The organism is Dokdonella sp., assembly GCF_041395345.1.
GTDB lineage: Bacteria > Pseudomonadota > Gammaproteobacteria > Xanthomonadales > Rhodanobacteraceae > Dokdonella.
Genome location: NZ_JAWLAR010000002.1, coordinates 194,114 through 219,929, shown reverse-complemented (window position 1 = coordinate 219,929; position 25,816 = coordinate 194,114). Strand labels below are relative to the sequence as shown.

23 protein-coding genes and 1 pseudogene are annotated in these 25,816 nt (G+C 62.4%); 7 read left to right on the top strand and 17 right to left on the bottom strand.

Annotated features, from left to right (window positions below; translation table 11 throughout):
- Positions 1–43 precede the first annotated feature (43 nt).
- A complete protein-coding gene (locus R3F00_RS03010; RefSeq protein ID WP_371280222.1) occupies positions 44–466 on the bottom strand; it encodes a rubrerythrin family protein in 423 nt (140 codons plus the stop codon).
- A 186-nt stretch (positions 467–652) separates the two neighbouring features.
- A complete protein-coding gene (gene oxyR / locus R3F00_RS03005) occupies positions 653–1,591 on the bottom strand; it encodes a DNA-binding transcriptional regulator OxyR (protein WP_371280221.1) in 939 nt (312 codons plus the stop codon).
- Between the two features lie 147 nt (positions 1,592–1,738).
- On the opposite strand from oxyR, the gene R3F00_RS03000 reads away from it, so the two are divergent.
- The 5 genes from R3F00_RS03000 to prmC all read left to right on the top strand — a co-directional run bounded on the left by R3F00_RS03000 (position 1,739) and on the right by prmC (position 9,103).
- Positions 1,739–2,281 carry a peroxiredoxin gene (locus R3F00_RS03000; protein ID WP_371280220.1) on the top strand — a complete coding sequence of 181 codons (543 nt, stop codon included), beginning with the start codon at positions 1,739–1,741 and terminating at the stop codon, positions 2,279–2,281.
- Between the two features lie 267 nt (positions 2,282–2,548).
- A complete protein-coding gene (locus tag R3F00_RS02995) occupies positions 2,549–3,088 on the top strand; it encodes a carboxymuconolactone decarboxylase family protein (RefSeq protein WP_371280219.1) in 540 nt (179 codons plus the stop codon).
- A 238-nt stretch (positions 3,089–3,326) separates the two neighbouring features.
- Positions 3,327–3,878 carry a Pycsar system effector family protein gene (locus R3F00_RS02990; RefSeq protein WP_371280218.1) on the top strand — a complete coding sequence of 184 codons (552 nt, stop codon included), beginning with the start codon at positions 3,327–3,329 and terminating at the stop codon, positions 3,876–3,878.
- A gap of 256 nt (positions 3,879–4,134) precedes the next feature.
- Entirely contained in the window at positions 4,135–8,268 is a 4,134-nt protein-coding gene (locus R3F00_RS02985) for a hypothetical protein (RefSeq protein ID WP_371280216.1), read from the top strand.
- A gap of 7 nt (positions 8,269–8,275) precedes the next feature.
- Positions 8,276–9,103 carry a peptide chain release factor N(5)-glutamine methyltransferase gene (prmC, locus tag R3F00_RS02980; RefSeq protein WP_371280215.1) on the top strand — a complete coding sequence of 276 codons (828 nt, stop codon included), beginning with the start codon at positions 8,276–8,278 and terminating at the stop codon, positions 9,101–9,103.
- 40 nt (positions 9,104–9,143) lie between these two features.
- Here the strand turns inward: prmC and R3F00_RS02975 are convergent, their stop codons facing one another.
- On the bottom strand, positions 9,144–10,121 hold the full coding sequence (locus R3F00_RS02975; RefSeq protein WP_371280214.1) for a hypothetical protein: 978 nt from the start codon (positions 10,119–10,121) through the stop codon (positions 9,144–9,146).
- Positions 10,122–10,271: 150 nt separating this feature from the next.
- Positions 10,272–12,164, bottom strand: coding sequence for a 1-deoxy-D-xylulose-5-phosphate synthase (dxs, locus tag R3F00_RS02970; RefSeq protein ID WP_371280307.1), 1,893 nt, complete (start codon positions 12,162–12,164; stop codon positions 10,272–10,274).
- Positions 12,165–12,449: 285 nt separating this feature from the next.
- Between dxs and R3F00_RS02965 the strand changes: the two genes are divergently transcribed.
- A complete protein-coding gene (locus R3F00_RS02965; RefSeq protein ID WP_371280213.1) occupies positions 12,450–14,003 on the top strand; it encodes a GNAT family N-acetyltransferase in 1,554 nt (517 codons plus the stop codon).
- A gap of 273 nt (positions 14,004–14,276) precedes the next feature.
- Here R3F00_RS02965 and R3F00_RS02960 read toward each other — a convergent pair whose 3' ends face one another.
- From R3F00_RS02960 to R3F00_RS02950, 3 genes and pseudogenes are all read right to left on the bottom strand, one after another.
- Positions 14,277–14,870 (bottom strand): HNH endonuclease, encoded by a 594-nt coding sequence (locus R3F00_RS02960; RefSeq protein WP_371280212.1) that lies wholly within the window; start codon positions 14,868–14,870, stop codon positions 14,277–14,279.
- 520 nt (positions 14,871–15,390) lie between these two features.
- A pseudogene (locus tag R3F00_RS02955) lies at positions 15,391–15,510 on the bottom strand (GNAT family N-acetyltransferase); the annotation flags it as partial.
- A 12-nt stretch (positions 15,511–15,522) separates the two neighbouring features.
- Complete coding sequence (locus R3F00_RS02950; protein WP_371280211.1) at positions 15,523–15,624, bottom strand: GNAT family N-acetyltransferase; 102 nt, start codon at positions 15,622–15,624, stop codon at positions 15,523–15,525.
- A gap of 158 nt (positions 15,625–15,782) precedes the next feature.
- Here R3F00_RS02950 and R3F00_RS02945 point away from each other — a divergent pair, with 158 nt between their 5' ends.
- Positions 15,783–16,700, top strand: coding sequence for a hypothetical protein (locus R3F00_RS02945; RefSeq protein ID WP_371280210.1), 918 nt, complete (start codon positions 15,783–15,785; stop codon positions 16,698–16,700).
- 43 nt (positions 16,701–16,743) lie between these two features.
- On the opposite strand, the gene R3F00_RS02940 is transcribed toward R3F00_RS02945, so the two are convergent.
- The 10 genes from R3F00_RS02940 to R3F00_RS02895 form a co-directional block, all read right to left on the bottom strand.
- Positions 16,744–17,226, bottom strand: a complete 483-nt coding sequence (locus tag R3F00_RS02940; RefSeq protein ID WP_371280209.1) for an N-acetyltransferase family protein — start codon at positions 17,224–17,226, stop codon at positions 16,744–16,746.
- A gap of 32 nt (positions 17,227–17,258) precedes the next feature.
- On the bottom strand, positions 17,259–19,049 hold the full coding sequence (locus R3F00_RS02935) for an acyl-CoA dehydrogenase C-terminal domain-containing protein (RefSeq protein WP_371280208.1): 1,791 nt from the start codon (positions 19,047–19,049) through the stop codon (positions 17,259–17,261).
- Between the two features lie 51 nt (positions 19,050–19,100).
- The gene (locus tag R3F00_RS02930; protein WP_371280207.1) at positions 19,101–19,544 is read right to left on the bottom strand and encodes a hypothetical protein; all 444 of its coding nucleotides are present in this window, start codon (positions 19,542–19,544) and stop codon (positions 19,101–19,103) included.
- Positions 19,545–19,642: 98 nt separating this feature from the next.
- Positions 19,643–20,317, bottom strand: coding sequence for an ATP-binding cassette domain-containing protein (locus R3F00_RS02925; protein ID WP_371280206.1), 675 nt, complete (start codon positions 20,315–20,317; stop codon positions 19,643–19,645).
- A complete protein-coding gene (gene modB / locus R3F00_RS02920) occupies positions 20,310–21,002 on the bottom strand; it encodes a molybdate ABC transporter permease subunit (protein WP_371280205.1) in 693 nt (230 codons plus the stop codon). The genes R3F00_RS02925 and modB overlap by 8 nt, the downstream gene beginning before the upstream one ends.
- Entirely contained in the window at positions 20,999–21,802 is an 804-nt protein-coding gene (modA, locus tag R3F00_RS02915; RefSeq protein WP_371280204.1) for a molybdate ABC transporter substrate-binding protein, read from the bottom strand. The genes modB and modA overlap by 4 nt, the downstream gene beginning before the upstream one ends.
- Positions 21,803–21,843: 41 nt before the next feature.
- Positions 21,844–22,746 carry an SPFH domain-containing protein gene (locus R3F00_RS02910; RefSeq protein WP_371280203.1) on the bottom strand — a complete coding sequence of 301 codons (903 nt, stop codon included), beginning with the start codon at positions 22,744–22,746 and terminating at the stop codon, positions 21,844–21,846.
- A 245-nt stretch (positions 22,747–22,991) separates the two neighbouring features.
- Entirely contained in the window at positions 22,992–23,891 is a 900-nt protein-coding gene (locus R3F00_RS02905; protein ID WP_371280202.1) for a DUF1684 domain-containing protein, read from the bottom strand.
- A gap of 88 nt (positions 23,892–23,979) precedes the next feature.
- Positions 23,980–25,026, bottom strand: coding sequence for a hypothetical protein (locus tag R3F00_RS02900; protein WP_371280201.1), 1,047 nt, complete (start codon positions 25,024–25,026; stop codon positions 23,980–23,982).
- Positions 25,027–25,149: 123 nt separating this feature from the next.
- Positions 25,150–25,431, bottom strand: a complete 282-nt coding sequence (locus R3F00_RS02895) for a GIY-YIG nuclease family protein (RefSeq protein ID WP_371280200.1) — start codon at positions 25,429–25,431, stop codon at positions 25,150–25,152.
- Between the last annotated feature and the right edge of the window lie 385 nt (positions 25,432–25,816).

Sequence of the window (25,816 nt, the reverse complement as noted above, 5' to 3'; positions counted from 1 at the left end):
GGGCCCGCCACGCGCAGACCCGGCTGCTCATGAAACCGCTGGATCAGGCGTTGACTTCGCCGAGCGCCTTGGTGAACCGGTTCGCGTGCGAACGCTCGGCCTTGGCCAGCGTCTCGAACCAGTCGGCGATTTCCTCGAAGCCCTCTTCGCGCGCGGCCTTGGCCATGCCCGGATACATGTCCGTGTATTCATGGGTCTCGCCGGCAATCGCGGTTTTCAGGTTGCTCACGGTATCGCCAAACGGCAGGCCGGTTGCCGGATCACCGACGCTTTCAAGATATTCCAGATGGCCATGGGCATGACCCGTCTCGCCCTCGGCGGTGGAACGGAACACTGCGGCTACATCGTTGTGGCCTTCGACATCGGCCTTCTGCGCGAAATAGAGATAGCGGCGGTTGGCCTGGGATTCGCCGGCAAATGCGGCTTTCAGGTTTTCTTCGGTGCGAGAGCCTTTCAGATTACTCATGATGTCTACCTCGTGGCGTTTGGCTGGAGGGGATGTGCAAGCCGCTGGCCCGGACTGCTCGTGCATGCGCGCAGAGGTGTGCGCAATTCACGAATGGACCGGGCGGGCGCGGCTGACCCCTCAAGGGTAACGCCGAGCCGGGTCTGTGTGGAAATTGATCGAAACAATCCGGACCATCGACGCCGGCTATCGAATCCGCGCTTTCTTTTCGGCCGTGGATTTGCCCGGATCCAGCAGATGCCCCGGCAACTGCCGGAACAGTTCGGCAAAGCTGGAAAGGAAGCCATGCATGGCCGAACTCTTGCGCCAGACCATGGCGATATGACGGGATGGCGCGCGAGATTTGAATTCGATCAACTTCATATGCTCGACCTGCGGCACCGGGGGTTTTACTGCAAGCGTGGGCAGCAGGGTAATGCCGACATTCGCGGCCACCATCTGACGAAGGGTTTCCAGGCTGGTTGCCCGAAATCCGCTTCTTTCTCCAGTGCCCGCGAGCTGGCAGACCTCGAGTGCCTGGTCGCGCAGGCAATGCCCTTCCTCCAGCAGCAGCAGGTTCTGGTCTGCCAGGTCGTCAAGCCGGATGTTCCTGAGTGCGGCCAGTGGGTTGCCCTCGGGCACGGCAAGCACGAACGGCTCGTCGAACAGCTTTTCCATGTGCAGCTGATTGTCGTGGACAGGCAGGGCGAGGATGCCCGCATCGAGTCGCCCTTCGCGCAATTGTCGAAGGATGATTTCGGTCTTCTCTTCCACCAGCAGCAATTCGAGATTGGGAAATCGCTTGCGAATCGGCGGAACGACATGGGGAAGCAGGTAAGGGCCCAGCGTCGGGAAAATGCCGAGTCGGACGGTTCCGGATTCCGGATCCAGGGTTCGCCGCGCGATCGCCTTGATCTGATCGACTTCGTGCAGGACATCGCGTGCGCGCTGCACGATTTCCTGGCCGACTTCGGTGAGCAGGACCTTGCGCGGAGTGCGTTCGACCAGAGTCACGCCAAGTTCATCCTCAAGCTTCATGATCTGGGTCGATAGCGTGGGCTGACTGACGAAACACGCTTCAGCGGCGCGGCCAAAATGCTTGTGCTCCGACAGGGCCACCAGATAGCGCAGGTCGCGAAGATTCATGGGCCGCTCCGATCATTGGCTGTAGCTATTGATCGAATGGTATCAATCAATTGGATAGATTGAAATGGAGACGCTAGAATGCTTCGTCATGGGTCGGCGCTCGCCGGCTCCTCCATTCTCAAGTCGTTTAAAATAAAGGAGTTTCATATGCTTACTGTGGGTGACAAGTTTCCCGAATTCAGCGTCAAGGCGACGGTTTCGACCGAAAGCGTCGAGAAGGCCTTCACGACCATCGACAACAACACCTATGCCGGCAAATGGCTGCTGCTGTTCTTCTATCCGAAGGACTTCACCTTCGTTTGCCCGACCGAAATCAAGGGCTTCGGCGATCTCAACAGCCAGTTTGCCGATCGCGACACTCAGGTTCTCGCCGCCAGCACGGACAGCGAGTTCGTTCATCTGGCCTGGCGCAAGGATCACAAGGATCTCAAGGACCTGCCGTTCCCGATGCTGGCCGACACCGCCAAGCGGCTGACGACGGCGCTTGGTATCCTCGACGAGGAAGAGGGCGTCGCCAAGCGCGCGACCTATCTGGTTGATCCGAATGGCATTATCCAGTTCGCCTACGTGACTGCAGGCAGCGTCGGTCGCAATCCGCAGGAGGTCCTGCGTGTCCTTGACGCGCTGCAGACCGACGAGCTCTGCCCGTGCAACTGGAACAAGGGTGACGAGGTCCTCAAGGCCGCCTGAACCCATCACGAGCAACGGCTCGCGGCGGAATGCCGCGGCCCTTGAGCTGGGGAATCCCGTCCCCAGATCAGGGAGACGTTCTCCAGGGTGATGCATTAAAGCAATCATTGCCCGACTGTCAGGCCGGCGTCGTACCTCCCCTCCCCACGACGTCGTCCCGGGTGGCGGATTCCCTCCCCGAATCCGCCGCCCACCTTTTTCCCAGCGAATCCCCTGCCGGCACGCTTCCGGTGCTGCCGGCCGTGGATGACTTTTCAGGAGACGCATGTGAATTTCGATGAACTCAAGGCGCAGTTGCCCGATTACGCCAAGGACCTCCGCCTCAACCTCGACTCGGTACTGAGTGAATCCGGTGCCGCCGGACTTGCGAACAGGCAGATTGCGATCATCGCCATGGCCAGCGCGATCGCTTCGCGGCACGCCCCGCTGACCCGGGCCATCACCGCACGATTCGCCGATGTGCTCAGCGAGTCCGAGGCCAATGGCGCCCGTGCAGCGGCCGCGATCATGGGTATGAACAACATCTACTACCGATTCCTGCATCTGGTCGGCGACGACGAATATTCGAAGCTGCGCGCCGGCCTGCGCATGAACGTAATGGCCAACCCGGGCTGCGACAAGATCGATTTCGAACTGGCCTCGCTGGCGGTGTCGGCAATCAATGGCTGCGGCGCATGCCTGGAGTCGCATGAAAAGACGCTGCGCAAGCACGACGTGCCGGCTCTTGCGATCCAGAGTGCCGCTCGCATTGCTGCCGTGATTCACGCGGCGGCAGTTGCGCTTGAGCAGGCTGAAGCAGCAGCTTGAGCTGTGGCTGGTGCAACGTCGGGGGATCGCTTTGCTCACCACTAACCTGCGAGGCCCCGGCGAGGCAGTGGCCGACGCAAGTCGGGCTGAGCAGAGCGATGTCCGACTTGCCGATGGCCTTGTGGCCTGGTTGGCAACTGGAGGTCCCGATCAGCGGGACTCCCCACTTTCCACTCCCTACTCCCCATTCCTGCATAGCCAGTAAGATAGCGGGCAGTCCTGACCCTGGAACGCCACGATGAGCGATGCCCCGCGCCCGCCCTTGAGCTATGCGCAGATCCCCGAGCGCAACACGGCCGACAATGTCATGCGCACGGCCCAGCAGCACCATGTGCAGCTGTCGGCGATGGCGGATACCAAGGCCAATATCATCATCACGGTGTCCTCGATCGTGCTGACGCTTTCGCTGGGGCGGCTGACTGACCCCGAACTGCGCGTATCGGTGCTGATCCTTGCCGGGTTCACCCTGGTCGCACTGTTGCTGGCGATTCTTGCGGTATTGCCAAAGTACCGACCGATTCGCCTCAGGGGTGATGAATTGCCGCCGCATTTCAACCTGCTTTTCTTCGGCCACTTCGCCGAGCTGTCGCGCGAGCGCTACCTGGCCGAAATGAACAAGGTGCTGATGCCCGACGGCACGCCCTACAGGACCTGGGTCGTCGACCTGTATTCCCTGGGTACCTATCTTTCGCATCACAAGTACCGCTATCTGCGCTACAGCTATATCTTCTTCCTCGCTGGATTCATCCTGGCCTGCCTCGAGCAGGGTTGGCGAATTCTTACGCATTGAGCCGGCGAGATGCGGAAGGCCAGAAGCGTCCCTGCAATATTGTGAAGATTCCAGGTCAAGGCAAGGCTTGACACGTCTCTTGTCGTCATCCTGGGCGAAGGCCCGGATCCGGTTCCTGTTCTTGCCTTTCAAGGGTCATGGCAGAACCTTATTTCGGCCAGCGCTGGAATGACGACCTGTTTGTCGTTGCCCAAACCCCATCTGCACAGACTGGACGTTGCACAATGCATCCAGACCGAACTGAAGGGAGTCGCTCATGCGTGCCTTGATCGTATGCCTGTTTCTGATCGTCGGAGTTTCGGCACAGGCCGCCGCGCCCGGGGCGCCAGCCAATCTCGATGCGTGGCGCCAATGGGTGCTCAAGGATCAGGAGTTCCGCGCATGCCCGCTGATCGCCGGAACGCAGGCGAATGCCGCCGCTGACTTTGCCTGTATCTGGCCGGGCACGCTGGAGATTGCCGCCGACGCGCAAGGTGCCACGCTGACTCAGAGTTGGCAGGTCGACATCGATGCATGGGTGCCATTGCCCGGCAGCCATCAGCACTGGCCGCAGCAGGTTAGCGTCGATGGCAAGCCATCACCGGTCGTCGATCGCAACGGGCCAATGCTCTGGATGCAGGCCGGACGGCATCAGCTGCGGGCGCGCCTGCTCTGGTCGGAGCGGCCGCAGACCGTGCAGGTGCCGGTAGAAATTGCGCTTGTATCTCTCGTTGTGGATGGCAAGCCGGTTGCTCCTCTGCAGCGCGCCGGAAACCAGCTCACACTCGGTCGCGGCAAGGCCCTGGCAATCGAAGCCGACAGCATCGACCTTCGCGTATTCCGCAAGTTCAGGGATGAGATTCCTGGCGAACTGACGACCCAGATCCGTATCAACGCTTCGGGGCAGGCGCGCGAGGAATCATTTGGCCCGGTCTTGCCCGAAGGTTTCGTGCCGCTGGCCCTGGTCAGTCAGCAATGGCCGGCCCGGCTGGATGACCAGGGATCGCTGCATGTCCAGGTGCAGCCCGGCAGCAATACCGTCACGCTGACTGCCAGGGCCTCGGTCCCGGTCGACAAGCTGGTTGCACGATTTCCGGAATCCAACTGGGCTGCACAGGAAATCTGGAGTTACGAGTCGGTGCCTTCGCTGCGCGTTACCTCGATCAGCGGAGCGATACAAGTCGACCCGCGTCAGGCCGACGTGCCTGGCGCATGGAGCAACCTGCCCGCATTCGCCTTGAACAACGGTGAAAACCTGACCATCGAACAGCGTTCGCGCGGTCTTGATGCCGATGTTGCCAATCGACTCGAGCTTCGCCGTGAAGCCTGGCTCGATTTCTCGGGCGATGGCTGGTTCGCGCGGGATCGGATCAGTGGACAGATGTTGAATGGATGGCGCTTCGATGTCGCCGAGCCGTTCGAATTGCAACGGGCGCAGGCGGGCAGCGACAGCGATGACGCACTGCTGGTCACCCGAGGTGCCGAGGCCGGCATGAGTGGTGTCGAGTGGCGCAACTCGCGCGTGGATCTCAATGCCGGCGTGCGCATCGATGCGACCCAGGGCAGGATGCCGATCTCGGGCTGGAGCCAGGCATTCGACCAGGTTTCGACGACCCTGCATCTGCCCTACGGCTATCGACTGATTGCCGCGCCCGGCAGCGATCGGGCCAGCGGCAGCTGGATGTCGCGTTGGTCACTGCTCGACGTGTTTCTTGCCGCCATCATCGTACTGGTCGCCTCGCGCCTGCTCGGCTGGATCGGCGGCGCTTTGACGACCGTGTTCCTGTTGCTCGGCTATCAGGAAAGCGGCTCGCCCTTGTGGACCCTGCTTGCGGTCATCGTGCTGGCCCTGGTCGCGCGCCTGTTGCCCAAGGGGCGCCTGTCCAGCGTGGCCGGTGCATTGCGCACAGGCGCGGTCGTACTGTTGCTGCTGGTGGCCCTGCCATTTGCCGCGGGCCAGTTGCGCCAGGCCCTTTATCCGCAGCTGGAGCCTTCTTATGCCGGATACGGCCAGGCAGACGGGTTCTCCAGCATCGACTACGCAAGCAACAATGAACCCATGCAGGACGCGCCTGCCGATTATGCGCAGGAAATGGAAGCGCTTCCGGCGCCGATGCCGGCCGCAGCGCCGCCACCGCCGCCGCGGCCCGAAGAGTCGGCAGGAGCCATGCGCAGTCGCATGGAAGTACAAAAATCGTCTGTCCCACCCCACTACCGGGAACAGAAGCTCAGCAAACGCTACAGCCAGTCGACGGTGGTGCAGACCGGTGGCGGTGAGCCTGGCTGGCAACTCGGCACCCGCTACCAGCTTGGCTGGAGCGGTCCCGTATTACCCGACCAGGAAGTGCGCCTGTTGATCGCGCCGCCGTGGCTGGTGCGCCTGCTGCGCGTAATCATGGTCATGGTGCTTGCCGCGCTGTTGTGGCGCTTGCTGCGAGATGTGCGCCTGCGCTGGAATCCGGTCGCGTCGAAGGCCGCCCAGGCAAGCCTGATCTTCCTTTGCCTGTCGTTGGCGACTGTGCCGGCCGCGCAGGCCCAGGAGTTCCCGCCAGAAGAACTGCTCGAACAACTGAAGGCCCGCCTGGTCGAGCCGCCGCAATGCGCGCCACAGTGCGCGAACATCGCCAATGCGCAGGTTGCCGCCTCCGATGACGGCCTGCAGGTCGTGCTCGAGATCCATGCGCTCGATCACGTTGCAGTGCCGATGCCGGACGATGCCGGTTCGATTGCGATCCGATCCATTCGCGTCGATGGTGTTGCCAGGGATGCTGTTGTTAGCAGAAACGGACATTCATGGATCGCACTTGATCGCGGCGTCCATCGTGTCGAACTTGACTCGACGATTCTGGGCGATCGTATCGAACTCGCATTTCCGATGGCGCCGGAGCGGATCGCCTTCACCGCCGAAGGCTGGCTGGCCAGTGGCATCGCCGACGACCGACTGCTCACCGAAACCCTCAACCTCGCACGCGCACGCGAAGACAGCGGGCAGGGGGCGAGTACGGCAGAACAACGTTTTCCCCCGTATGTGCGCGTGTATCGCACCCTGAATCTCGATCTCGAGTGGACGGTCGCCACGCTGGTCGAGCGGCTTGCACCACGCGAGGGTGGCTTCACGATCGGCCTGCCGACCCTGGCTGGCGAGCATGTGTCCACGCCCGGGCTGAAGGTGCGCGATGGAGAGGTGACCATCGGTCTCGCCGATAGCGAAGGCCAGACCGGATGGAACAGCACGCTCGATCAGTCCGACAGTCTGCGCCTGACCGCACCGGCCCTGGACGGCCATGCCGAAGTCTGGCGCATCCTGGCCGGACCTACCTGGCATCTTGAGCTGGGCGGTGTTCCCGAATCGGCGTCTTCAACGGATTCGTCCGGCGAATTTCACATCTTCGAATTTCATCCTCTGCCCGGCGAGTCGCTGGATCTGAAGATCAGCAAGCCTGTTGCGGTCGAAGGTGCGACGCGCGCCATAGACAGCCTGAACCTGGCCAGCGAATTCGGCGTACGTGCAAGCAACCACACCCTGCAATTCGTCCTGCGCGCCAGCCAGGGTGGGGAGCAGGCGATCAGCTTGCCCTCTGCGGCCGAGCTGCTCGGCGTGACTCGAGATGGTGAGACGATCGGTGCCCGAGTGCTGGATGGCAAGCTGAGCTTGCCGGTCAATCCGGGTACGCAGAACTACAGCGTCCGTTTCAGGGACGACGCCGAGCTGGGTGCGTGGACACGCACGCCGGAGGTTTCATTGGGATTGCCGGCAGCCAACATCAACCTGGCCATCAATCTGCCTGCAGATCGCTGGCTGCTCGCCGCGTTTGGTCCGCCGGCAGGTCCTGCCATCCTGTTCTGGGGTGAGTTGCTGGTCGCGATCGTATTGGCATTGCTGTTGGCGCGTTGGCGCAAGGGGCCGCTGCGTATCCATCAGTGGCTGCTGCTCGTGCTCGGTTTCTCCACCTTCTCGTGGATCGCGTTGCTGATCGTGGTTGGCTGGTTGTTTGCCCTTGACTGGCGCGAGCGCTACCAGACCGAGGTCAACTGGAAATTCAACCTCGTCCAGATCGGATTGGCGTTCTGGACCCTGATTGCGTTGCTTTGGCTGTTTGAAAGCATACGCAATGGCCTGCTCGGTTCCCCGGACATGGTTGTGCGCGGCAATGGATCGTATGCAAGTCAGCTGCAGTGGTTCTCTGACCGCAGTATTGATGCATTGCCGACTGCGAGCGTCCTCTCGCTGCCACTGTGGTTCTACAACATTGTCATGTTGGTCTGGGCGCTGTGGTTGGCATGGGCCCTCGTGGGCTGGTTGCGCAGCGGCTTTGCCGCGTGGATGCGCGACGGCTACTGGCGGCCTTGGCGGGTCGCGGCGCCGGAACCCGCCATCGACCTGCCACCGCAACCGCCGCCGGCCGCGTGATGGATCGATGAGCACGATTCGTGAACTGCTGGGCGAGTACAGCTCGCCCGGCGAAGTCGAGGCACGCCACGAAGCCGAGATCCTGCTCGGCCATGCGTTGGGTCGCGATCGCGCATGGTTGTTCACGCATTCACAGGACGCGCCCGATGCCGAAGCCATCGTGAAATTCCGGCAACTGATGCAGGCGCGCGAGCGTGGCGAACCGGTCGCCTACCTGATCGGGCATCGTGGTTTCTGGACGCTGGATCTGCTGGTCACACCCGAGGTACTGATTCCGCGTCCCGAAACCGAGCTGCTCGTCGAGCTCGCGCTGGAACGCATTCCCGAGGACCGTGAATTCCGGGTGGCCGATCTCGGTACGGGCTCCGGCGCAGTCGCACTGGCCATTGCCAGTGAGCGACCGCTTGCCAGCGTGTTGGCAACCGATGCCAGCACAGCGGCGCTCGTCGTTGCCCGGGAAAACGCGACGCGGCTCGAATTCGGCAACGTCGAATTCGCACACGGGAACTGGTGCGACGCACTAGCGGGTCAGTTCTTCGATCTGATCGTTTCCAATCCCCCCTACATCGAAGCCGAAGACGACCATCTCGGCCAGGGTGACCTCCGCTTTGAACCACGCTCTGCATTGGCATCGGGAAGCGATGGCCTCGATGCCATTCGCGAAATCATCGAGTCAGCAACCGGACACATGAACCGGGGTGCCTGGCTGTTGCTCGAACACGGATACGACCAGGGTGATCGCGTTCGCGCGATTCTGCGATCACACGGCTATTCCGAAACCCGGACCTGGAAAGACTTCGCGGGCAGGGACCGCATCAGCGGTGGGATGTCCTGAACGTCACTACCCGGAAGAGGGGCTTCCACGAGTGGGCAATTCAGCGCGGAACGTCGGGCCGCTGCAAATTGAGTGGATTGAACGGCACGCGCAGGTTCGGCAGATGCTCGTCGTAGCAGCTGAACCAGGCGTAGGCGTCCACCTCGACATCGTTTCGAAACAATGTCATGTGCCCCTCGCAGGCCCTTCCTGAGGAATTCGACATGCGCAATCCATCGCCTGCGTCCGCGCGACGGCCGCTGTAGGGGGGCTGGCTGTACAGACCCAGGTCTGCCTCGTGCACGTGGTAGCAGCCAGCGGTGACCGTATAACTTGAGTAAGGACAGCCACCGGTCCCGCATTCGCCCGCTGGACCTCGATAGAGATCAACATCTTCGCGCACCGCGAGCAGAGCCAAGCCTTCGTCGATCAGTGCCTGCGGTGAAGTGCAACGCCACGGGTCTCCTGCGCCGTCGACGATACGTCGGGCGAGAATACTGTCGGCAGCACTGAGTGGCGCGGGATCGCTCGCATCAATCACATGCTCTGCGCCGACTACGGGTGAGAGCGGTGAAAATGGCGAGACCCCGTGTTCATTGAATGATGCCACACGGAAACGCCATGGCTGGATTGCGTGGTACTCCAGTGCCACGGCATCTGGATGCAATGCTGCTGCCAATTCGCAAACCGATTTCGCACCCTGTGGCCAACAGCGTTCGATCACGATGCCGTTGGCGTGCATGTCGACGGCATCCCATGCAAGTTCGATCACGAAGCCGCCGTCGTATCGCGTCACCAAACCCGCTATCGGTTGTGGTGCCGCTTGCGTACCAGCGTCCATGGTTGCGACAGCCAAGGCGTTTGGCATCAGGCCTGCTGGCAGCGATGGGCATAAAGCGGCAAACAGGAGTGCCTTCGCGGTGTGTCGTGGCAGGTGAGTGCGGAATCGATTCATCGCCACTGCCAGGCTCATGAATGGCGCGCCAGCGCGGTAGTTTGGCCCGCAGGCAATGGCCTGGGCGTCAATTGGAAAGTTCACTGCCGCTGGATCCGGATACGAGCCGAGCGATCAAGCAATCGCGCGCAATCCGTTTGCACTTCGCGAACCCCGCAGTGCCGGCAGATTCAACGCGCCTGTTGTGCTCGCGAACCAGCACGCAGAACCGGTCCTGCCTTGGTAGGCAACTGATCAACCTGTGCTGCGGATTGCCGCTACCGGAATCAGCTCGTTGAAGCGCCCACGAATCGATGCCTCGATGCCGGCTGCGTCGAGTCCGGATTCGGCGAGCAACTCCTCGCGACTCGCATGTTCGAGGTAGCTGTCGGCCAGACCAAGATGCAGGATTGGCAGGTTGATGCCGTTCGCTGCCAATAGTTCGGCCACGCCCGCGCCGGCTCCGCCGGCGATGGCGTTGTCTTCGAGCGTGACCAGGGCGGCATGGCTGCCGGCCAGTTCGAGGATCATGGCTTGATCGAGTGGCTTTACGAAGCGCATGTTGACCACGGTTAGGCCGAGTGTTTCGGCGACCTGGGTGGCCGGTGCAACCAGCGCACCAAAGGCGAGCAGGGCAATGCCCTGGCCATTCCTGCGCAGTTCGGCCTTGCCGATCGGCAGGCTTGTAAGCTCCGTGCTGATGGCGGCTCCCGGTCCGCTCCCACGCGGGTAGCGCACGGCGGCCGGGCCGACATGTTGGTACCCGGTGCTCAGCATCTGCCGGCACTCGTTCTCGTCTGCCGGCGCCATGACCAGCATGTTCGGAATGCAACGCAGATAGGAGAGATCGAAGCTGCCTGCATGGGTGGCACCATCCGGGCCGACCACGCCGCCGCGATCGATGGCGAACAGCACGTCGAGATTCTGCAGGGCGACATCGTGGATCAATTGATCGTAGGCACGTTGCAGGAAGGTCGAATAGATGGCGACGACTGGCTTCGCGCCTTCGCAGGCCATGCCCGCGGCGAGGGTGACGGCATGCTGTTCGGCAATACCGACATCGAAATAGCGCGCGCTGAATTCTTTCGAGTAGCGCACGAGACCGGAACCTTCGCGCATGGCCGGGGTGATCGCGTACAGCTTCGGATCGGCGGCGGCCTGGTCACACAGCCAGTCGCCAAAGACTTCCGTATAGGTCGGCCTGGCCGCGCCCTTCTTGGAAAGACCCTTATCCGGATCGAACGGCCCGACCGCGTGATAGTCGATCTGCTGGCGCTCGGCGGGGGCGTAGCCCTTGCCCTTGGTCGTGATCACATGCAGCAGCTGCGGACCCTTGAGTTCCTTCAGGGTGCGCAGGGCCTGCACCAGTTGCGGCAGATCATGACCGTCGATCGGTCCGGTGTAGTGGAAACCGAGTTCCTCGAACAGGGTGCTGGGCATGAACATGCCCTTGGCGTGTTCTTCCCAGCGCTTCATGAAGCGCCACAGGAAGCCCTCGCGCTTCATCATCTTCTTGCCGCCCTCACGCATCCGATTGAGCGTGCGACTGGACATCAGTCGAGCCAGCATCTGGGTCAGCGCGCCAACGTTTTCGCTGATCGACATCTGGTTGTCGTTGAGGATCACGAGCATGTCGGGCTTGACGTCGCCGCCATGATTGAGCGCTTCGTAGGCCATGCCGGCAGTCATCGCGCCGTCACCGATGACGGCGACGATCTTGCGCGGGTCTTCCTTGCCCTGCGCCGCGATGGCCATGCCCAGCGCGGCACTGATCGACGTCGAGGAGTGGCCGACCCCGAAGGTGTCGTACTCGCTTTCCTCGCGCCGGGGGAACGGGGCCAGGCCATGCTTCTTCTTGACCGTGGTGATGCGGTCGCGGCGGCCAGTCAGGATCTTGTGCGGATAGCACTGGTGGCCGACATCCCAGACCAGGCGGTCGGTCGGCGTGTCGTACAGGTAGTGCAGGGCCACGGTCAGCTCGACGACACCGAGGCCGGCACCGAAGTGCCCTCCCGAGCTGGCGACCGACTGGATCAGGTAGTCGCGCACTTCACGCGCAATCGCGCCCAGCTCGTGTTCGGGGAACTCGCGCAATCGGGCAGGAGAGTCGATGCGCGAAAGGCGCGGGTAGCGGGCGGAATCGATCATCGTGGGCCAGGACATCAGACAGAGGCCCATTTTCGGCTACCCGAACGGGCGGGGCAAGGAATGTCTCGGGGAATCGTGCGGGCGAATTCGGGTCATTCAGCGATGGTTGGCAGGAAATCCTTGCGCAGAAAGGCCCCTGGGAGGGCATGTCGGCACCATGACGGGCGCGTTCCAGAACCGGTCAGGGAGTGTCGCTTTGCCGCACTGTAAACGCATCGGCGCGGTGCAGACCGAAAAAACTTGTCAGACTAGGCCGATCGAAAGTCGACAAGGAACCCCAACCCCATGCCCAATCAAGACAAGGCCAAGCTCGTCCTGCGCAACGCCGAACTCGGCGACATCGAGGCCCTGGTCCAGCTCACGGCCAAGGTCTACGGAGAGGTCTGGGGCCATTCTGCGGACATGCTGCGAGGCCAGCAGGCCCAGTTCCCGGCCGGCCAGTTCGTCGCCGAGTACGACGGCAGGATCGTCGGTTTCTGCGCAACCTTCCGCATCGACGAAGCGCCGGCCATGGCTGCACACAGCTGGAACGAGATCACCGGCAGCGGCTATGCATCGCGACACGATCCCGAGGGCGACTGGCTCTACGGCATGGATGTCTGCGTGGATCCCGAGTTTCGTGGCCTGCGCATCGGACGCCGGCTGTATGCCGCCCGCAAGAAGCTGTGCCAGAAGCTGGGTTTGCGCGGCATCGTCTTTGGCGGGCGCCTGCCCGGACTGGAAAAGCGCATCAAGGCAGTCGGCTCGGTGGATGCGTATGTGAAATCGGTGCGCGAAGGACGGCATCGGGATCCGACCATGAGCTTCCAGCTGCGTAACGGATTCGAGCTGATCGGCGTGCTCGAGCATTATGTGCCTGGCGATCGCGAGTCGATGGGCTATGCCGCGCATCTGGCCTGGCGCAATCCGGATCGGCATGACCAGCCGAAGACACCGACCCCGTTCAATTCGAAGGGCCTGCCCGACCGCGTGCGCGTCGCGACCGTGCAGTACCAGCAGCGACGCATCCGGAGCTTCGACGAGTTTGCGCACCAGGTCGACTATTTCGTCGACATCGCAGCCAGTTACGAATCGGACTTCGTTGTCTTTCCGGAGTTGATGACCCTGCAATTGCTGTCGATCGAGAATTCTCCGCTGCCGTCCGTAGAAGCCGTGCGCCGGCTTACCGAATACACCGCCCAGGTGAAGGAACTCTTCAGTAGCCTGGCCGTGCGCTACAACATCAACATCATCGGCGGCTCGCATCCCACCGAGAACGCGAATGGCGCGATGCGCAACATCTGCTACGTGTGCCTGCGGGATGGCTCGGTGCATGAGCAGGAGAAGATCCATCCTACGCCCAACGAGCGTACCTGGTGGGGCATCAAGGGGGGCCACGGGGCTTCGACTATCCAGACCGACTGCGGCCCGATCGGCGTGATGATCTGCTACGACTCGGAATTTCCCGAGCTGGCCCGCCACCTGGTCGACCAGGGCGCACTGATCCTGTTCGTGCCGTTCTGCACGGACGAGCGCCAGAGCTATCTGCGCGTGCGCTACTGCGCCCAGGCACGCGCGGTGGAAAACCAGTGCTATGTAGTGCTTTCGGGCAATGTCGGCAACCTGCCCGGCGTGCACAACTTCGATATCCAGTACGCCCAGAGCTGCATCCTCACTCCGTGCGATTTTCCTTTCGCACGCGACGGCATCGCCGCCGATTCGACGCCGAACACCGAGATGGTGCTGTGGGCCGACCTGCGCCTCGAGGATCTCGCCCGTGCCCGCAACAACGGCACCGTGCAGAACCTCAAGGACCGCCGCCATGATCTGTATCAGCAGCGCTGGATGAGGAAGGACTAGAGACTGCCGATTTTCTCCCTCTCCCCTCGGGAGAGGGTTGGGGTGAGGGTACGCACGCGCGCCGATCTCCGCATTTCCTGCACGCCGTGGGGAGAGATTTTCTCGGGCCTGAGACACTTGCCGACGAACTACAGCGACTCTGGTCCGTGGGCAGATGGTCGTTACCCGGGATCAGGCTCCAGGAGTGGATCTCTCGGCACTTCGTACCCTCACCCCAGCCCTCTCCCGGGGGGAGAGGGAGCGAACCGCGAACCGCGAACCGCGAACAGCCTGTCAGGTCGGGCGTCGCTTCTTCGGCAGGTGGTTGACCAGAAACTCCATCTGGTCAGCGAGGATGTTGCGGTTCGACAGGATCAGATGTTCGACCCAGCTTGGCCGGTAGGGTACGGCGAGCAGGGGCATGTGCGCCTGTTGCGGCGTGCGCGAACCTTTTTTCACGTTGCAGTGCAGGCAGGCCGTGACGACGTTTTGCCAGATGTCGCGGCCACCCTTCGAAATCGGAATGACATGATCACGGGTCAGTTCGCCGCGCGAGTAGTGCGTGCCGCAGTACATGCAGATCATGCGGTCACGGGCGAACAGGGCGACATTGGTCAGTGCGGGTGCCGGGTCGATGGCGCCATGTCGCGCATGGCCTGTGGTGGCCACGATCGGATGCAGGTCGAGCGTGCTTTGCTCGCCGGTATGCCGATTGGTGCCACCGTGAATGGTCAGGCAAGGGTCGCCGAGCGTCCAGGAAACGACGCCGCGGACATACAGGCAGGTGGCGTCCTGCCAGGAAATCCAGTCCATGATCCGGCCGCTGGCGTCCAGCGACAGCACCCGCGTCCCATGGATTGTTCCGATTGTTCGCACTTCGGCCAGCATTCAAGGCTCCTTTTGGGGGAACGACCGCCAACCGGGCTCCGATTGGCGACAGGCATCGCGCGAGCCGCAGCATAGACCAAGTTCATGGCATTTGTGCAACAACCCTGCTCCAGAACACCTGCTGGACGGAACGATTGGCGTGCAATTGCCCGGCTTGACGGCCCCGCTCTGGCCAGGCTGGGGCCGAGGGCAACGCTGAACAAGTGGCACAATCGTCATGGCATTCAGAAGGTCTGCCAGTCGTGCTGCGAGGCGAAGTGAAAGCGGGTGGCCTTGGCAAGACTCGCGGTGCGGCCGGCGGGCCTGCTGAAAGCCACCTGTTTCAGTGGAGAAACAATCGGTCAGGCGACTCCTGTCAGTGCGCAGCTTCTTGTTGCGCTGCCTTGAAGCGACTGTATGGATGCAGGAGGTAGAGCAACGCAGGAGCAGTTGCCGAGACGGCCGGTCCATCTGCGTCAGCGCGCCGCGATCTGCACGCAGACAGACATCGTGACGGTTGCGCCACTTGTTCAGCGTTGCCCTAGCGCAGCGGCTTGACCATGCGCACCAGTTCGATGCCAAAACCACATTGTTCGTAGAGTTCACGAGCGCGCCTGTTGCCCTCGAACACCGACAACTGCAGGTGTCGATAGCGATGCTCGCGCGACCAGCGTTAGGCATATTCAAGCAGGGCCCGGCCGACGCCCTCGCCATCGTGCTTCTTGTCCACGGCGATATCGGAGTGTGGCAGACCTGCGCTGAATCGGGGACACACGGAAGGGTATACTTGCGTCGGCTCATCCGTCCGTTCCGAAAGTCAGGCGACTCCGCTTTTCCCGTGCTATGAATTCCGGTAGACACAAGGGTTCCATGTCCCTGCCATCCTTCGGACCGGGAGCGGTGCGCGCGTCAGCCTCCCCGATGGACCGGTCGATGCGCTGCGTCGCTGCCGCCGTGGCCGCGCTGGTGTTGGCCGCGTCGCTCGCGCTCAGGCCGGCGATGGCGAGGCAGGGCTCGGAATCCAGTGCCGATACCCCGAAGCCGGCGGCGCAGGCAACGCCCGAGGGAAAGGACTCGGAATCCGGAAGCACGCAGACGCGTGTCCACAAGCATGGCGAATCGCTGACCGCGCAGGCGGGCGACCCCACGGCACCCCTTGTCCAGCTGCAGCTGACCGACTTCCATGCGGCCTCGGTGCGCAATGCAGGAGGGAGCTACAACCTGCTCAATTTCCAGCCGGTCCTGCCCATCCCCAAGTCGGATGTCATTCCGGTCGAGCAGGTCGTCAGGTTGACGGTTCCGGTGCTTTCCACGCCCCATCCCGACCACGCACGCGGACTGGGCGACATCAGCTTCTTTGATCTTTTTGTGCCGTCCGCGAGGGAATGGGGCATCTGGGGCGGCGGCTTCACGATGGTTCTGCCCACGGCGGCCGACGACCAGCTCGGCTCGGGGAAGTACCAGTTGGGTCCGGCGTTTACGGTCGTCTACTACAGGAAAAAGAACTGGCAGATTGGGGCGGTCGTGCAAAATCCGGTTTCTGTCGCGGGAGATGGCGATCGCCCCGGCGTCTCCCAGTTGCAGATCCAGCCCATCATCAACTACCTGCGTGGCGATTGGTATTTCGGCGCCGGCGACTTCAACATCATCTGGGACTGGAAGCGCAGTGAGGCGACGGTGCCACTGGCTTTCCAGGTGGGGCGCATCACAAAAATCGGCCAGCAGACGTTCAATTTTTCGGCCGAGGTCGCCTGGACAGCCGTGTCGCCCGACGACGCGGTCATCCCGCGCTGGGGTGTGCGGCTGGGCGTCGTCTGGATGCTACCGGAAGGACGCCACGCCTCGCACTGAACGCCGCGATGCGGGTGTGGGCGATTCCGTTCAAGGGACCCGCTCAACGCAGCGGCTTGACCATGCGCACCAGTTCGATGCCAAAGCCACATTGTTCGTAGAGTTCACGAGCGCGCCTGTTGCCCTCGAACACCGACAATTGCAGGTGTCGATAGCGATGCTCGCGCGACCAGCGCTCGGCATATTCAAGCAGGGCCCGGCCCACGCCCTCGCCATCGTGCTTCTTGTCCACGGCGATATCGGAAATGTGGCAGACCTGCGCATCGCTGAAGAAATCCTTCATCGTCTGCAGGTGGATGAAGCCGACGCGTTCGCCTTCGTCGTTCTCGGCCACGAATACGTGCGCGCCTGGTGGCTGATCGTAGAGATGCCGGGCGATATCGAGGCGGATATGCTCGGCACATTCGCCGGGCCGACGCCAGGGGGGAAGTTCGAATCCTTCGACGAAACGATTGACCAGGCCGAGAATGAATTCGTCGTCGTCGGTATCGGCGAGACGAATGTGGATGTTGGCAACCGAGTCCATCTAACTATCCCCTGGGGTTTGTCATTGAACGATCAGCCGAACTGCTCGGCAGGCATGGCCATCAGTGTATCCGCACCGGCGCGAATTGCGGCACCGTGGGTGTGGATTCGCGGCAGTATGCGAGTGAAGTAGAAGCGCGCAGTGTGCCGCTTCGCTTCCTTGAACTCTTCAGTCTGGGCGGATCCCTCCAGCGCGGCAATGCTGCGCGCCCAGCAATAGGCCAGCGCGACGTAGCCCGAATAGAAAAGATAGTCGACCGCCGCCGCACCGACTTCGTCGGGGGCCGAGTGCGCGTTCTTGGCGATTTCCTGGGTCAGGTCGCTCCACTCCTTGGTCACGATGGCCAGCGGGGCGATGAATTCGCCCATGCCGGGCTTGCTGGTGTGGGTCTGGCAGAACTCGGATATCTCGCCCAGGAAGTGCTTGAGGCCGGCGCCCTGCAGATGCAGGATCTTGCGGCCAAGCAGGTCGTTGGCCTGGATCTGGGTGGTTCCTTCGTAGAGCGTGGTGATGCGTGCATCGCGCGAAAACTGTTCGACTCCGGTCTCGGTGATGAAGCCGTGGCCGCCATAGATCTGGACCGCGTCGTAGGTCGATTCCTGGGCCAGTTCGGTCAGCAGGCCCTTGACGATCGGGGTCAGGAACGAAACCAGTTCCTCGCCGCGCCTGCGCTCTTCTTCGGTAGGCGCGTGGGTGGAAATGTCGTGCTGCATGTAGGCGTACAGGGCAAGCACGCGGCAGCCTTCGGCAAACGATTTCTGGGTCAGCAGCATGCGCCTGACATCCGCGTGCACGATCAGGGGGTCGGCCGGCTTGTCGGGGAATTTCGGTCCGGTGGCGGAACGCATCTGCAGGCGATTGCGCGCGTAGTCCAGCGAGTTCTGGTAACCGCGCTCGATCAGGCCGAGACCTTGCACGCCGACCGCCATGCGCGCCGTGTTCATCATGGTGAACATCGCGTTGAGCCCCTTGTTCGGCCCGCCAATCAGCCAGCCCTCGGCCTGGTCGAAATTCATGACGCAGGTGACCGAGGCGTGGATGCCCATCTTGTGCTCGATCGAGCCGACCGCCAGCGTGTTGCGTTCGCCGACCTTGCCCTGCTTGTCGACCTTGAACTTCGGCACGATGAACAGGGAGATGCCTTTCACCCCGGGCGGCGCATCGGGCAGTCTCGCCAGCACCAGATGCACGATGTTGTCGGTCAGGTCGTGCTCGCCGGCGGTGATGAAGATCTTGGTGCCGCTGATGCGATAGCTGCCGTCGGCATTGGGCTCGGCGCGCGTCTTGAGCAGGCCCAGGTCGGTCCCGCACTGGGGTTCGGTGAGACACATGGTGCCGGTCCAGCGGCCTTCGGTGATCGGCGTCAGGAACGCGTCCTGCTGCCACTTCTCGCCATGTACCTTGAGTGCCTCGCACGCGCCATGCGAGAGCATCGGGAAATTGCTCCATGACATGTTGGCCGCATCGATGAGTTCCTTGAAGATCACGCCGATCGTCTCGGGAAGTTCCTGGCCGCCGAATTCGGCCGGAATGGTCAGGGCCGGCCAGCCGCCCTCCACATACTTCGCATAGGCGTTCTTGAATCCTTCCGGCGTGCGCACGCTGGCGCTGGCCTTGTCCAGCGTGCAGCCTTCCTGGTCGGCGCTGAAATTGATCGGCGCCAGGACCTGCTCGGCAAAGCGGGCGGCTTCCTCAAGCACGGCGTCGACGATGTCGGGTGTGGCGGATTCGAAGCCGGGCAGGCGCTGGAACAGGGCTTCGGCGCCGAGGACTTCGTTGAGCGCGAAACGGATGTCCTTGAGCGGTGCGGTGTACTGGGTCATGTCAATTCCTGAATGGGGAGTATGGTGCTTTCAGCAGGCGGTGCGCTTTATTCAGCGCCAGGTGCCCGGCAGGCCCGGTGTCGGCGACAGGCGGCTCTTGCGCTCGAAATTGAACTTGCCGGCCGGCTCGCTGCTTTCGATGTTTCCGTGCAGCCGGTAGGCGAGGTCGGTGTCGCCGGGGCGCACTGTCGCGGTGGGGCTCAGCGTTGCCGAAAAAATGTCGGCACTTTCACCCGGTACGTCGAGGGCAAGCGCGCGGTCCACGCGTCCAGCCGCGATGCCATTCACTTCCAGCCCGGCGCTGATCGCGCTGAACGTCATCGGCACGTTGCTGAAATTCTGCACCCGGATCTTCAAGTTCCAGCTGCCATCCGGTTGAATGGTCAATTCCTGGATGCTGGCGGTCGGCGGACTGACCCGCTTGACCGGGCCGCTGCCGCAGGCGACGAGGACGAGCGAGGCGATACCGACAAGGAGCAGGGCATGCAGTTTCATGGGATTCCTCAAACGATCGTTCGAATATCCCTAGCGTAGCGTGTTGGGCGCAGGCAGAAAAGGCTCCAGCGGGACGGGCCGCGCCACACCACGGTCTGTCAGCCCGGCAGCCTGCTTCCGGCAAATGCATCGACGTCGATGTGCCCGACCATGCGTCCCGCCTGAAGCAGGACGACCTCGTCGGCCAGGGCGCGGACTTCGTCGGCCTGATGCGAAACCAGCACCGTACTGACGCGCAGCTCCTGCTTGAGACGACGCAGGTGTTCGAGCACCTGAACCCGGGCCTCGCGGTGCAGTCCGGTCAGCGGTTCGTCGAGCAGCAGGATCCGCGGTTCGGCAATCAGGGCGCGGCCGATCGCGACGCGCTGGCGTTCACCGCCCGAAAGATTCGGCGGTCGGCGACCGAGCAACGCGCCGAGTTCCAGCAATTCGACAACATGATCGAACTCCTGGCCGGCGCGTTGCCGCGCGCGCGCGCCATAAGTCAGGTTCGCGCGCACGCTCAAGTGCGGAAACAGGCGTCCATCCTGGAACACGTAGCCGACCTCGCGATCGCGCGGCGCGATATCGATACCCTGCGCCCGATCCAGCACGACACGCTCGCCAAGCACGATACGCCCGCGCTGCACATCGACTAGACCGGCGATGGCATTGAGTATCGTGGTCTTGCCGGCACCGGAATCGCCGAACAGGGCAAGGCAGCGAGAGCGGGACGCAAATTCGACCTCAATGGAAAGATCCGGCAGCTCGTGCGCAAGGGAGACTTCAATCACGGCGTCGGCGCCCCCACAGTGCGCCGCCGAGAATGGCAGCCACGGCTGTTGCGCCAAAGGCGACGACAAAGGCGACCATGGTCAGCCGCTGCACGCCGGACTCGCCGCCCGACAGGTTCATCAACTCGTAGATGGCGATCGGCAGCGTTCGGGTTTCGCCCGGAATGCTCGAAACAAAGGTAATGGTTGCGCCGAATTCGCCGAATGCGCGCGCGAATGCCAATACGCAGCCGGCAATGATGCCGCGGCTCGACAGCGGCAGGACAATCGTGACGAAGCGCCGCCATGCACTTGCCCCCAGGCTTTCCGCGGCGCGTTCGAGGCGCTGGTCGACCTGGTCAAAGGCAATGCGCGTTGAAAGTACCAGCAGCGGAAATCCCATCACGGCGGCCGCCAGCACCGCACCGGTCCAGCGAAATGCAAACACGATGCCGATTTCGGCCAGGGCATCGCCGATCCAGCCGTGGCGACCGAACAGGACCAGCAGGGCGTAGCCCGTGACAACGGGCGGCAGGGTGAGCGGCAGGAACATCAGGGCCTCGAGTAGCAGGCGACCGGGAAAGCGCTTGCGCGACAGCAGCCAACCAAGCCCCAGCGCGAACGGCAGGGAGAGCGCAACACTGATCAGGGCCACGCGCAGGCTCAGGCCGAGGGCACTCCATTCGGCAGGAGACAGGCCCGTCATGAGCTTGGTACGTCGAAACCGTATCGGGTGAATATCGCCGCTGCCTGCGCCGAATGGAGCAGGGCGAGCAGACGGCGCGATGCATCATTGTCAGCTCCGGCAAGCAGCGCTGCCGGATAGACGATCGCTGGATGCGTCGTTTCGGCAAACGTGCCGATCACGCGCACTCTCGGCTCGGAGACTGCATCGGAACGGTAGACGATGCCGAGTGGCGCCTCGTTGCGCGCGACGAAGTTGAGCGCGGCACGTACGTGCAGGGCAGGCACGATGCGCGATTCGACACTGGCCCAGACGCCCAGCGACACCAGCGCGGCCCTGGCGTAGCGTCCGGCTGGAACGTTGTCCGGTTCGCCCATCGCCAGTCGGCCATCCTTTCCAAGCGCGCCGACAAGATCGAAACCTGGCGCGATGCGCAGTTCCAGGGTGCTCGATTGCGGCGCGACCAGCACCAGTGCATTCCTGAGCAGGTTGCTGCGCGTGCCGGGTACGATGTGGCCGCGTTGTTCGACATGATCCATCCACTCCGGATCCGCCGAAATGAAAAGCGATGCCGGCGCCGCGTGTTCGATCTGGCGCGCCAGCTGCGAGGTAGCCGCGTAACTCACCGAGACCTCGCCCAGCGCCTGCGCCGCTGGCGTTTCGAGAATCGTATCGAGCGCGGGTTTCAGACTGGCCGCCGCAAATACCAGCACGTCAGTGGCCAGGGCAGGACTGAAGACCATGGCAAGAAGCAGGCCGGCAAGCCGGGCCAGACGCGTCGAGCCGTGTGATCGGGCCGCAAGGTGTTCTTTGTCGATCACCTTGCAAATCCCGCCCTGGCACGCAATGCCCGCATGAGTCGTCAGTCGTTGCCGGAGTTTGGTTTCAGGTTGAGAAACGGTACCGCATTGCCCGGCACCATCGTCGTGGGCAACACGCCGTTCCACTTCTCGGCCTGGGTCAGGGAAATGAGGATGGCATTCTGCTTGAGCGCCTCGCCGCGGGCCTTGATCGCATCGCCTTCAGCGACACCTCGGACGCGAATCGCCTCGGCTTCGGCTTGCGCCTTGGCCAATGCCGAGTCGGCCTGGGCCTTGGCCTGGGTCACGGTGATTTCCGCATTGATGCGTTCGGTTTCCAGATTCTGACGCTTGGTCTGGATTTCGACCTCGGCCATCATGCGTTTCTCGATGGACTGCTCGTAGGCGTCCGAAAAGGTGACGTCCTCGACTTGAACGCTGTCGATGGTCACCGGACCGACCACCGATTTCTTCAGGGTCTCGTTGATATCGATTCCGAGCCGGGTGCGATCCTGGATGGCCGAAATGGCCGTATAGCGACCGAACACGTTCTTGACCTCGTCGGGCAGCTTGCGACTGACCAGGCGATCGACCATCTTTTCGATCGTGCCGTATTGCGAATAGAGTTCCTCGACGCTGGACTCGGGTACGCGATAGCTCACCGAGACACGCAGCGTGGCCGGCTGCTGATCCTTGCTGTAGGACTCGACACGGTCGTAGAGGATGGTCTGATTCTGTACCGACACGTGTTCGACCGTATCGACGAAGGGCACCTTGAAGTTTAGGCCGGGCTCGGCGATGCCGACGATTGCGCCATAGCGCAGCTTGACCCCGCGTTCGCCCTGGTCAACGGTGTACCAGCTGCCGAACACGATCGTGAGCAGCAGCAGGCCGACAACGGCAGCGAGCACGCTGGCAGAGATGAAACGGTTCGATTTGCCGGCAAAGGCGGAAGGACGATTCATGCTGATTTCCCCTGAGATTTGCGCGGGCGACGGTTCGCCCACACCGGTTCCGCCTACTTGCGCGACGTGAAATCCTGATAGAAGGCCATGGCGCCACGGACAATCAGGGCGACGATGACCAGGCCGCCCACCACTTCGACGAGTACTACCATGTTGCTGTTCCTTTCAGTTCGGGCATGAGCCAGTCGTCATGCCAGGGCGATCCACGGGTTCCTCGCAATTATGCCGGACGCCTGCCGAAGCGTTCACGCATCCTGCTTCGCCTTCGAGGTGTAGAGTTTCTCGCCGGCATCGACCCGCATGCGCAAGCGATTCTGCGGCGGCGCGGTCGGGCAGACAACGTGCGGGGACAGCGCACACGGCGGGTTGTAGGCCTTGTTGAAATCGATCACGACCTTGCCGTCGGCAGGTGGCTCGGAATAGAGGAACCGGGCTGCGCCGTAGGTTTCCTTGCCGCTGGTCTTGTCGGTGAAAATGAAGAACAGCGTGCCGTCGTCTTCGAGTACCGGCTCCAGCTCATGGCGGACACCCTCGCGCTCGAATACGGCCTTGCCCGGGATCTCGGCCTTGCTCAGCGTGTTGATGATCGTGACCAGCTCGATCTCGTGGACGGGATCGTAGGGAATCCAGTCGGCTTCGATCCGCCAGCTGGCATCGATCGGGAAATAGTCGATTCCTGCGTACGCGCGCAGGGCGGGCGAATCGGGATCGCGGAAACGCCAGCCGATCACGTCCTCCATGTGCACCAGATAAAACCAGGCATCGTCGACCATGATGCGGGTGGGCTTGCCGTCGGCCGTCTTGTCCTTCAGAACCACCTTGCCCTTGATCGGCTTGCCGTCAATCAGCGCGCCGCTGTCGCGCGCGGCGCTGAATTTCGCGGTGCCCGCCTTGTTCACCGTCAACGTGCCGAGACGCGCCGGACCCTTGGGCAGCACGATGTCGTTGTCTTCGGCACTGCCGACCGTGCTCTTGCCGAGATTGACGATGCCGGAGCCCGCGTAGCTCAACCATCCATCGGGCTTCTTCAGCGAAGCGTCGCGCCTTGCGCGCCATTGTTCGATCGATTGGGTGTATTCATCGGAACAGTACGCCTGTGGCACCCAGAGAATCAGGGCGAGAAGCAGCAAGACAGCATTGCGCATGGGCGTGATCCTTCAACAGCGAAGGCATCAGTATAGGTGGGCGGCTACTGGACGGACACTCTCGGTCGGGCATTCGCCAGGGCAGGGATCAGCCCGGTTGCTCGAATCCATGCTGGAATATGATGTCCGGCACGGTCACCGTGCTGCGCACGCAGTTCCAGGTCTCGGCAATGCGCGGGCCGGTGTCGATCACTTCGAAATGACTGACCAGCACCGGCGTCGAGCCATTCGCACCGTTCCAGAACGTATGCGCATTGATACCGACGGTATTCCACTTGGCCGTGGTGTAGCGATCGGATTCGAAGGTCAGGGCGATGTTGCCGCCATCGGCAAGCACGATGCCGTAGCGCTGCATGGTACGCAGAACCACCTGTGCCGCTGCGTTATAGCCGCTCATGTCGAAATTCGACTTGAGCCGCATGCGCACGCCGTAGGGTACGGATCCGACCGCGCCACTGGGTCCGCCGGCGTGTGAAGCGGGGCGTACATACAGGCGTCCGCCAACCCCGCCGAGGGACGTGTCCCGGGCCATGCTCGAATTCGGCAGGATGAAGCGTATGGCATGGCCGAGGTCGGAATTGGCATTGCCCATGTTGGCAGCCACTTCATCGGCATTGACCAGCAAGGGCGCGATCGGAAATCCGGCCGCATCCGAACTCGTGCAGTGTTCGCCGCGACCCTCGGGTGGATACACGGCGTTGAGCTGCCACTTGACCAGGCAGCGTGCATTGAGCACGCCGCTGGAAAGGTTGCCGGAATACAGCTCGTAGAGCACATTGCCCTGGCGGACAATCAGGTGACAGTCTTCGCTGTCGTTGTCGCAGCTGAGCCCGCTCTGTCCTTCGAACGCGGCATCGGCAGGGACCGGCATGCTGGTCGGCAGCGCTTCGCAGTCCGGCGAGTAGTATTCGCCGGATCCGGCGTGCGCAATGACCGGCCGCATCGGAGTGCCGGCTGCCGCCTGCGGGTAGGTCTGCAGCGAGAAGTCGATCTGGAACCGATTGCCATTGCCCCAGCCGCCGAGCGTGCTGATCATCGATGTCGAGTTGGGATGCACCGCCGCGGATGAAATATCCTGATGCCAGACCGCGCCCGGCGGAAAGCGGGGCGGTGAATCGGCCAGTGCCGAACTCACCGACACGGAGGTGAGGAAAATCAGTAAAGGAAATCTGCCTTTCATAAGCTCAATCGACAGCGGGATTATGGAAAGTCTGCACCGGGATGGGCGAAAGAACTGCGCTTGAGTCGTCTTTTTTCTTCATTCGGCACCGGACCGGGCTCTGGCAAGCCTGGAAACCTCCAGCCAGTCACCCGCAATCATGGCCTCCTTCCTGCTTCCGCTCCAGCCCTTGATCTTCCGCTCGGCGGCAAGTGCGTCTTCGCGCGTGAGGAATTCTTGCGAGAAGACACCTGTCAGCAGTCTTCGGCTGAAGGTGCAGCAAGACTGAGTCCTGCCGGTGACATGCCAGTCCAGCCTCGCCTCGAGATCGTCAGTATGGCCTGTGCAGTAGCTGCTGTCCGAACAATGGAGGATGTACACCCGGAAACTCGTTCCATGAGGTTCCCAAAGCGCCCTTCGAAAGGCTCAGGGCGAACGGCACGAATCTGGTGCTCGTCATCCCAGCGCAGGCTGGGATCCAGTTCTTTCTTGATTCTTGCCGTGACAGCAATGGAACTGGACTCCAGCCTGCGCTGGAGTGACGAAAATCAGGAGGTGGCGCCAAGTCAGTGCCATTCGGTTCCGTGTCGTTCGAAGGATGAACCGCTCCTCAAACAGCCGTTCGTCCCGAGCCTGTCGAAGGATGAGCGGCACCTGGCCGAAAGCTACTGATCTTTCGGAAACCACTCCATCCGTTGCAAGGTCCCGGCAAGCCTGGCAGCGCACGTCATCCGCAGAATGAAACAACTTCACTCAACGTCAGGCG

Coding starts and splice junctions, on each gene's coding strand:
- R3F00_RS02910 (WP_371280203.1), bottom strand. CDS start 22,746: ATGAATCGTCCTTCCGCCTTTGCCGGCAAATCGAACCGTTTCATCTCT.
- oxyR (WP_371280221.1), bottom strand. CDS start 1,591: ATGAATCTTCGCGACCTGCGCTATCTGGTGGCCCTGTCGGAGCACAAG.
- R3F00_RS03010 (WP_371280222.1), bottom strand. CDS start 466: ATGAGTAATCTGAAAGGCTCTCGCACCGAAGAAAACCTGAAAGCCGCA.
- R3F00_RS02990 (WP_371280218.1), top strand. CDS start 3,327: ATGAGCGATGCCCCGCGCCCGCCCTTGAGCTATGCGCAGATCCCCGAG.
- R3F00_RS02905 (WP_371280202.1), bottom strand. CDS start 23,891: ATGCGCAATGCTGTCTTGCTGCTTCTCGCCCTGATTCTCTGGGTGCCA.
- R3F00_RS02965 (WP_371280213.1), top strand. CDS start 12,450: ATGCCCAATCAAGACAAGGCCAAGCTCGTCCTGCGCAACGCCGAACTC.
- R3F00_RS03000 (WP_371280220.1), top strand. CDS start 1,739: ATGCTTACTGTGGGTGACAAGTTTCCCGAATTCAGCGTCAAGGCGACG.
- dxs (WP_371280307.1), bottom strand. CDS start 12,164: ATGATCGATTCCGCCCGCTACCCGCGCCTTTCGCGCATCGACTCTCCT.
- R3F00_RS02960 (WP_371280212.1), bottom strand. CDS start 14,870: ATGCTGGCCGAAGTGCGAACAATCGGAACAATCCATGGGACGCGGGTG.
- R3F00_RS02935 (WP_371280208.1), bottom strand. CDS start 19,049: ATGACCCAGTACACCGCACCGCTCAAGGACATCCGTTTCGCGCTCAAC.
- R3F00_RS02945 (WP_371280210.1), top strand. CDS start 15,783: ATGCGCTGCGTCGCTGCCGCCGTGGCCGCGCTGGTGTTGGCCGCGTCG.
- R3F00_RS02940 (WP_371280209.1), bottom strand. CDS start 17,226: ATGGACTCGGTTGCCAACATCCACATTCGTCTCGCCGATACCGACGAC.
- prmC (WP_371280215.1), top strand. CDS start 8,276: ATGAGCACGATTCGTGAACTGCTGGGCGAGTACAGCTCGCCCGGCGAA.
- modB (WP_371280205.1), bottom strand. CDS start 21,002: ATGACGGGCCTGTCTCCTGCCGAATGGAGTGCCCTCGGCCTGAGCCTG.
- R3F00_RS02930 (WP_371280207.1), bottom strand. CDS start 19,544: ATGAAACTGCATGCCCTGCTCCTTGTCGGTATCGCCTCGCTCGTCCTC.
- R3F00_RS02985 (WP_371280216.1), top strand. CDS start 4,135: ATGCGTGCCTTGATCGTATGCCTGTTTCTGATCGTCGGAGTTTCGGCA.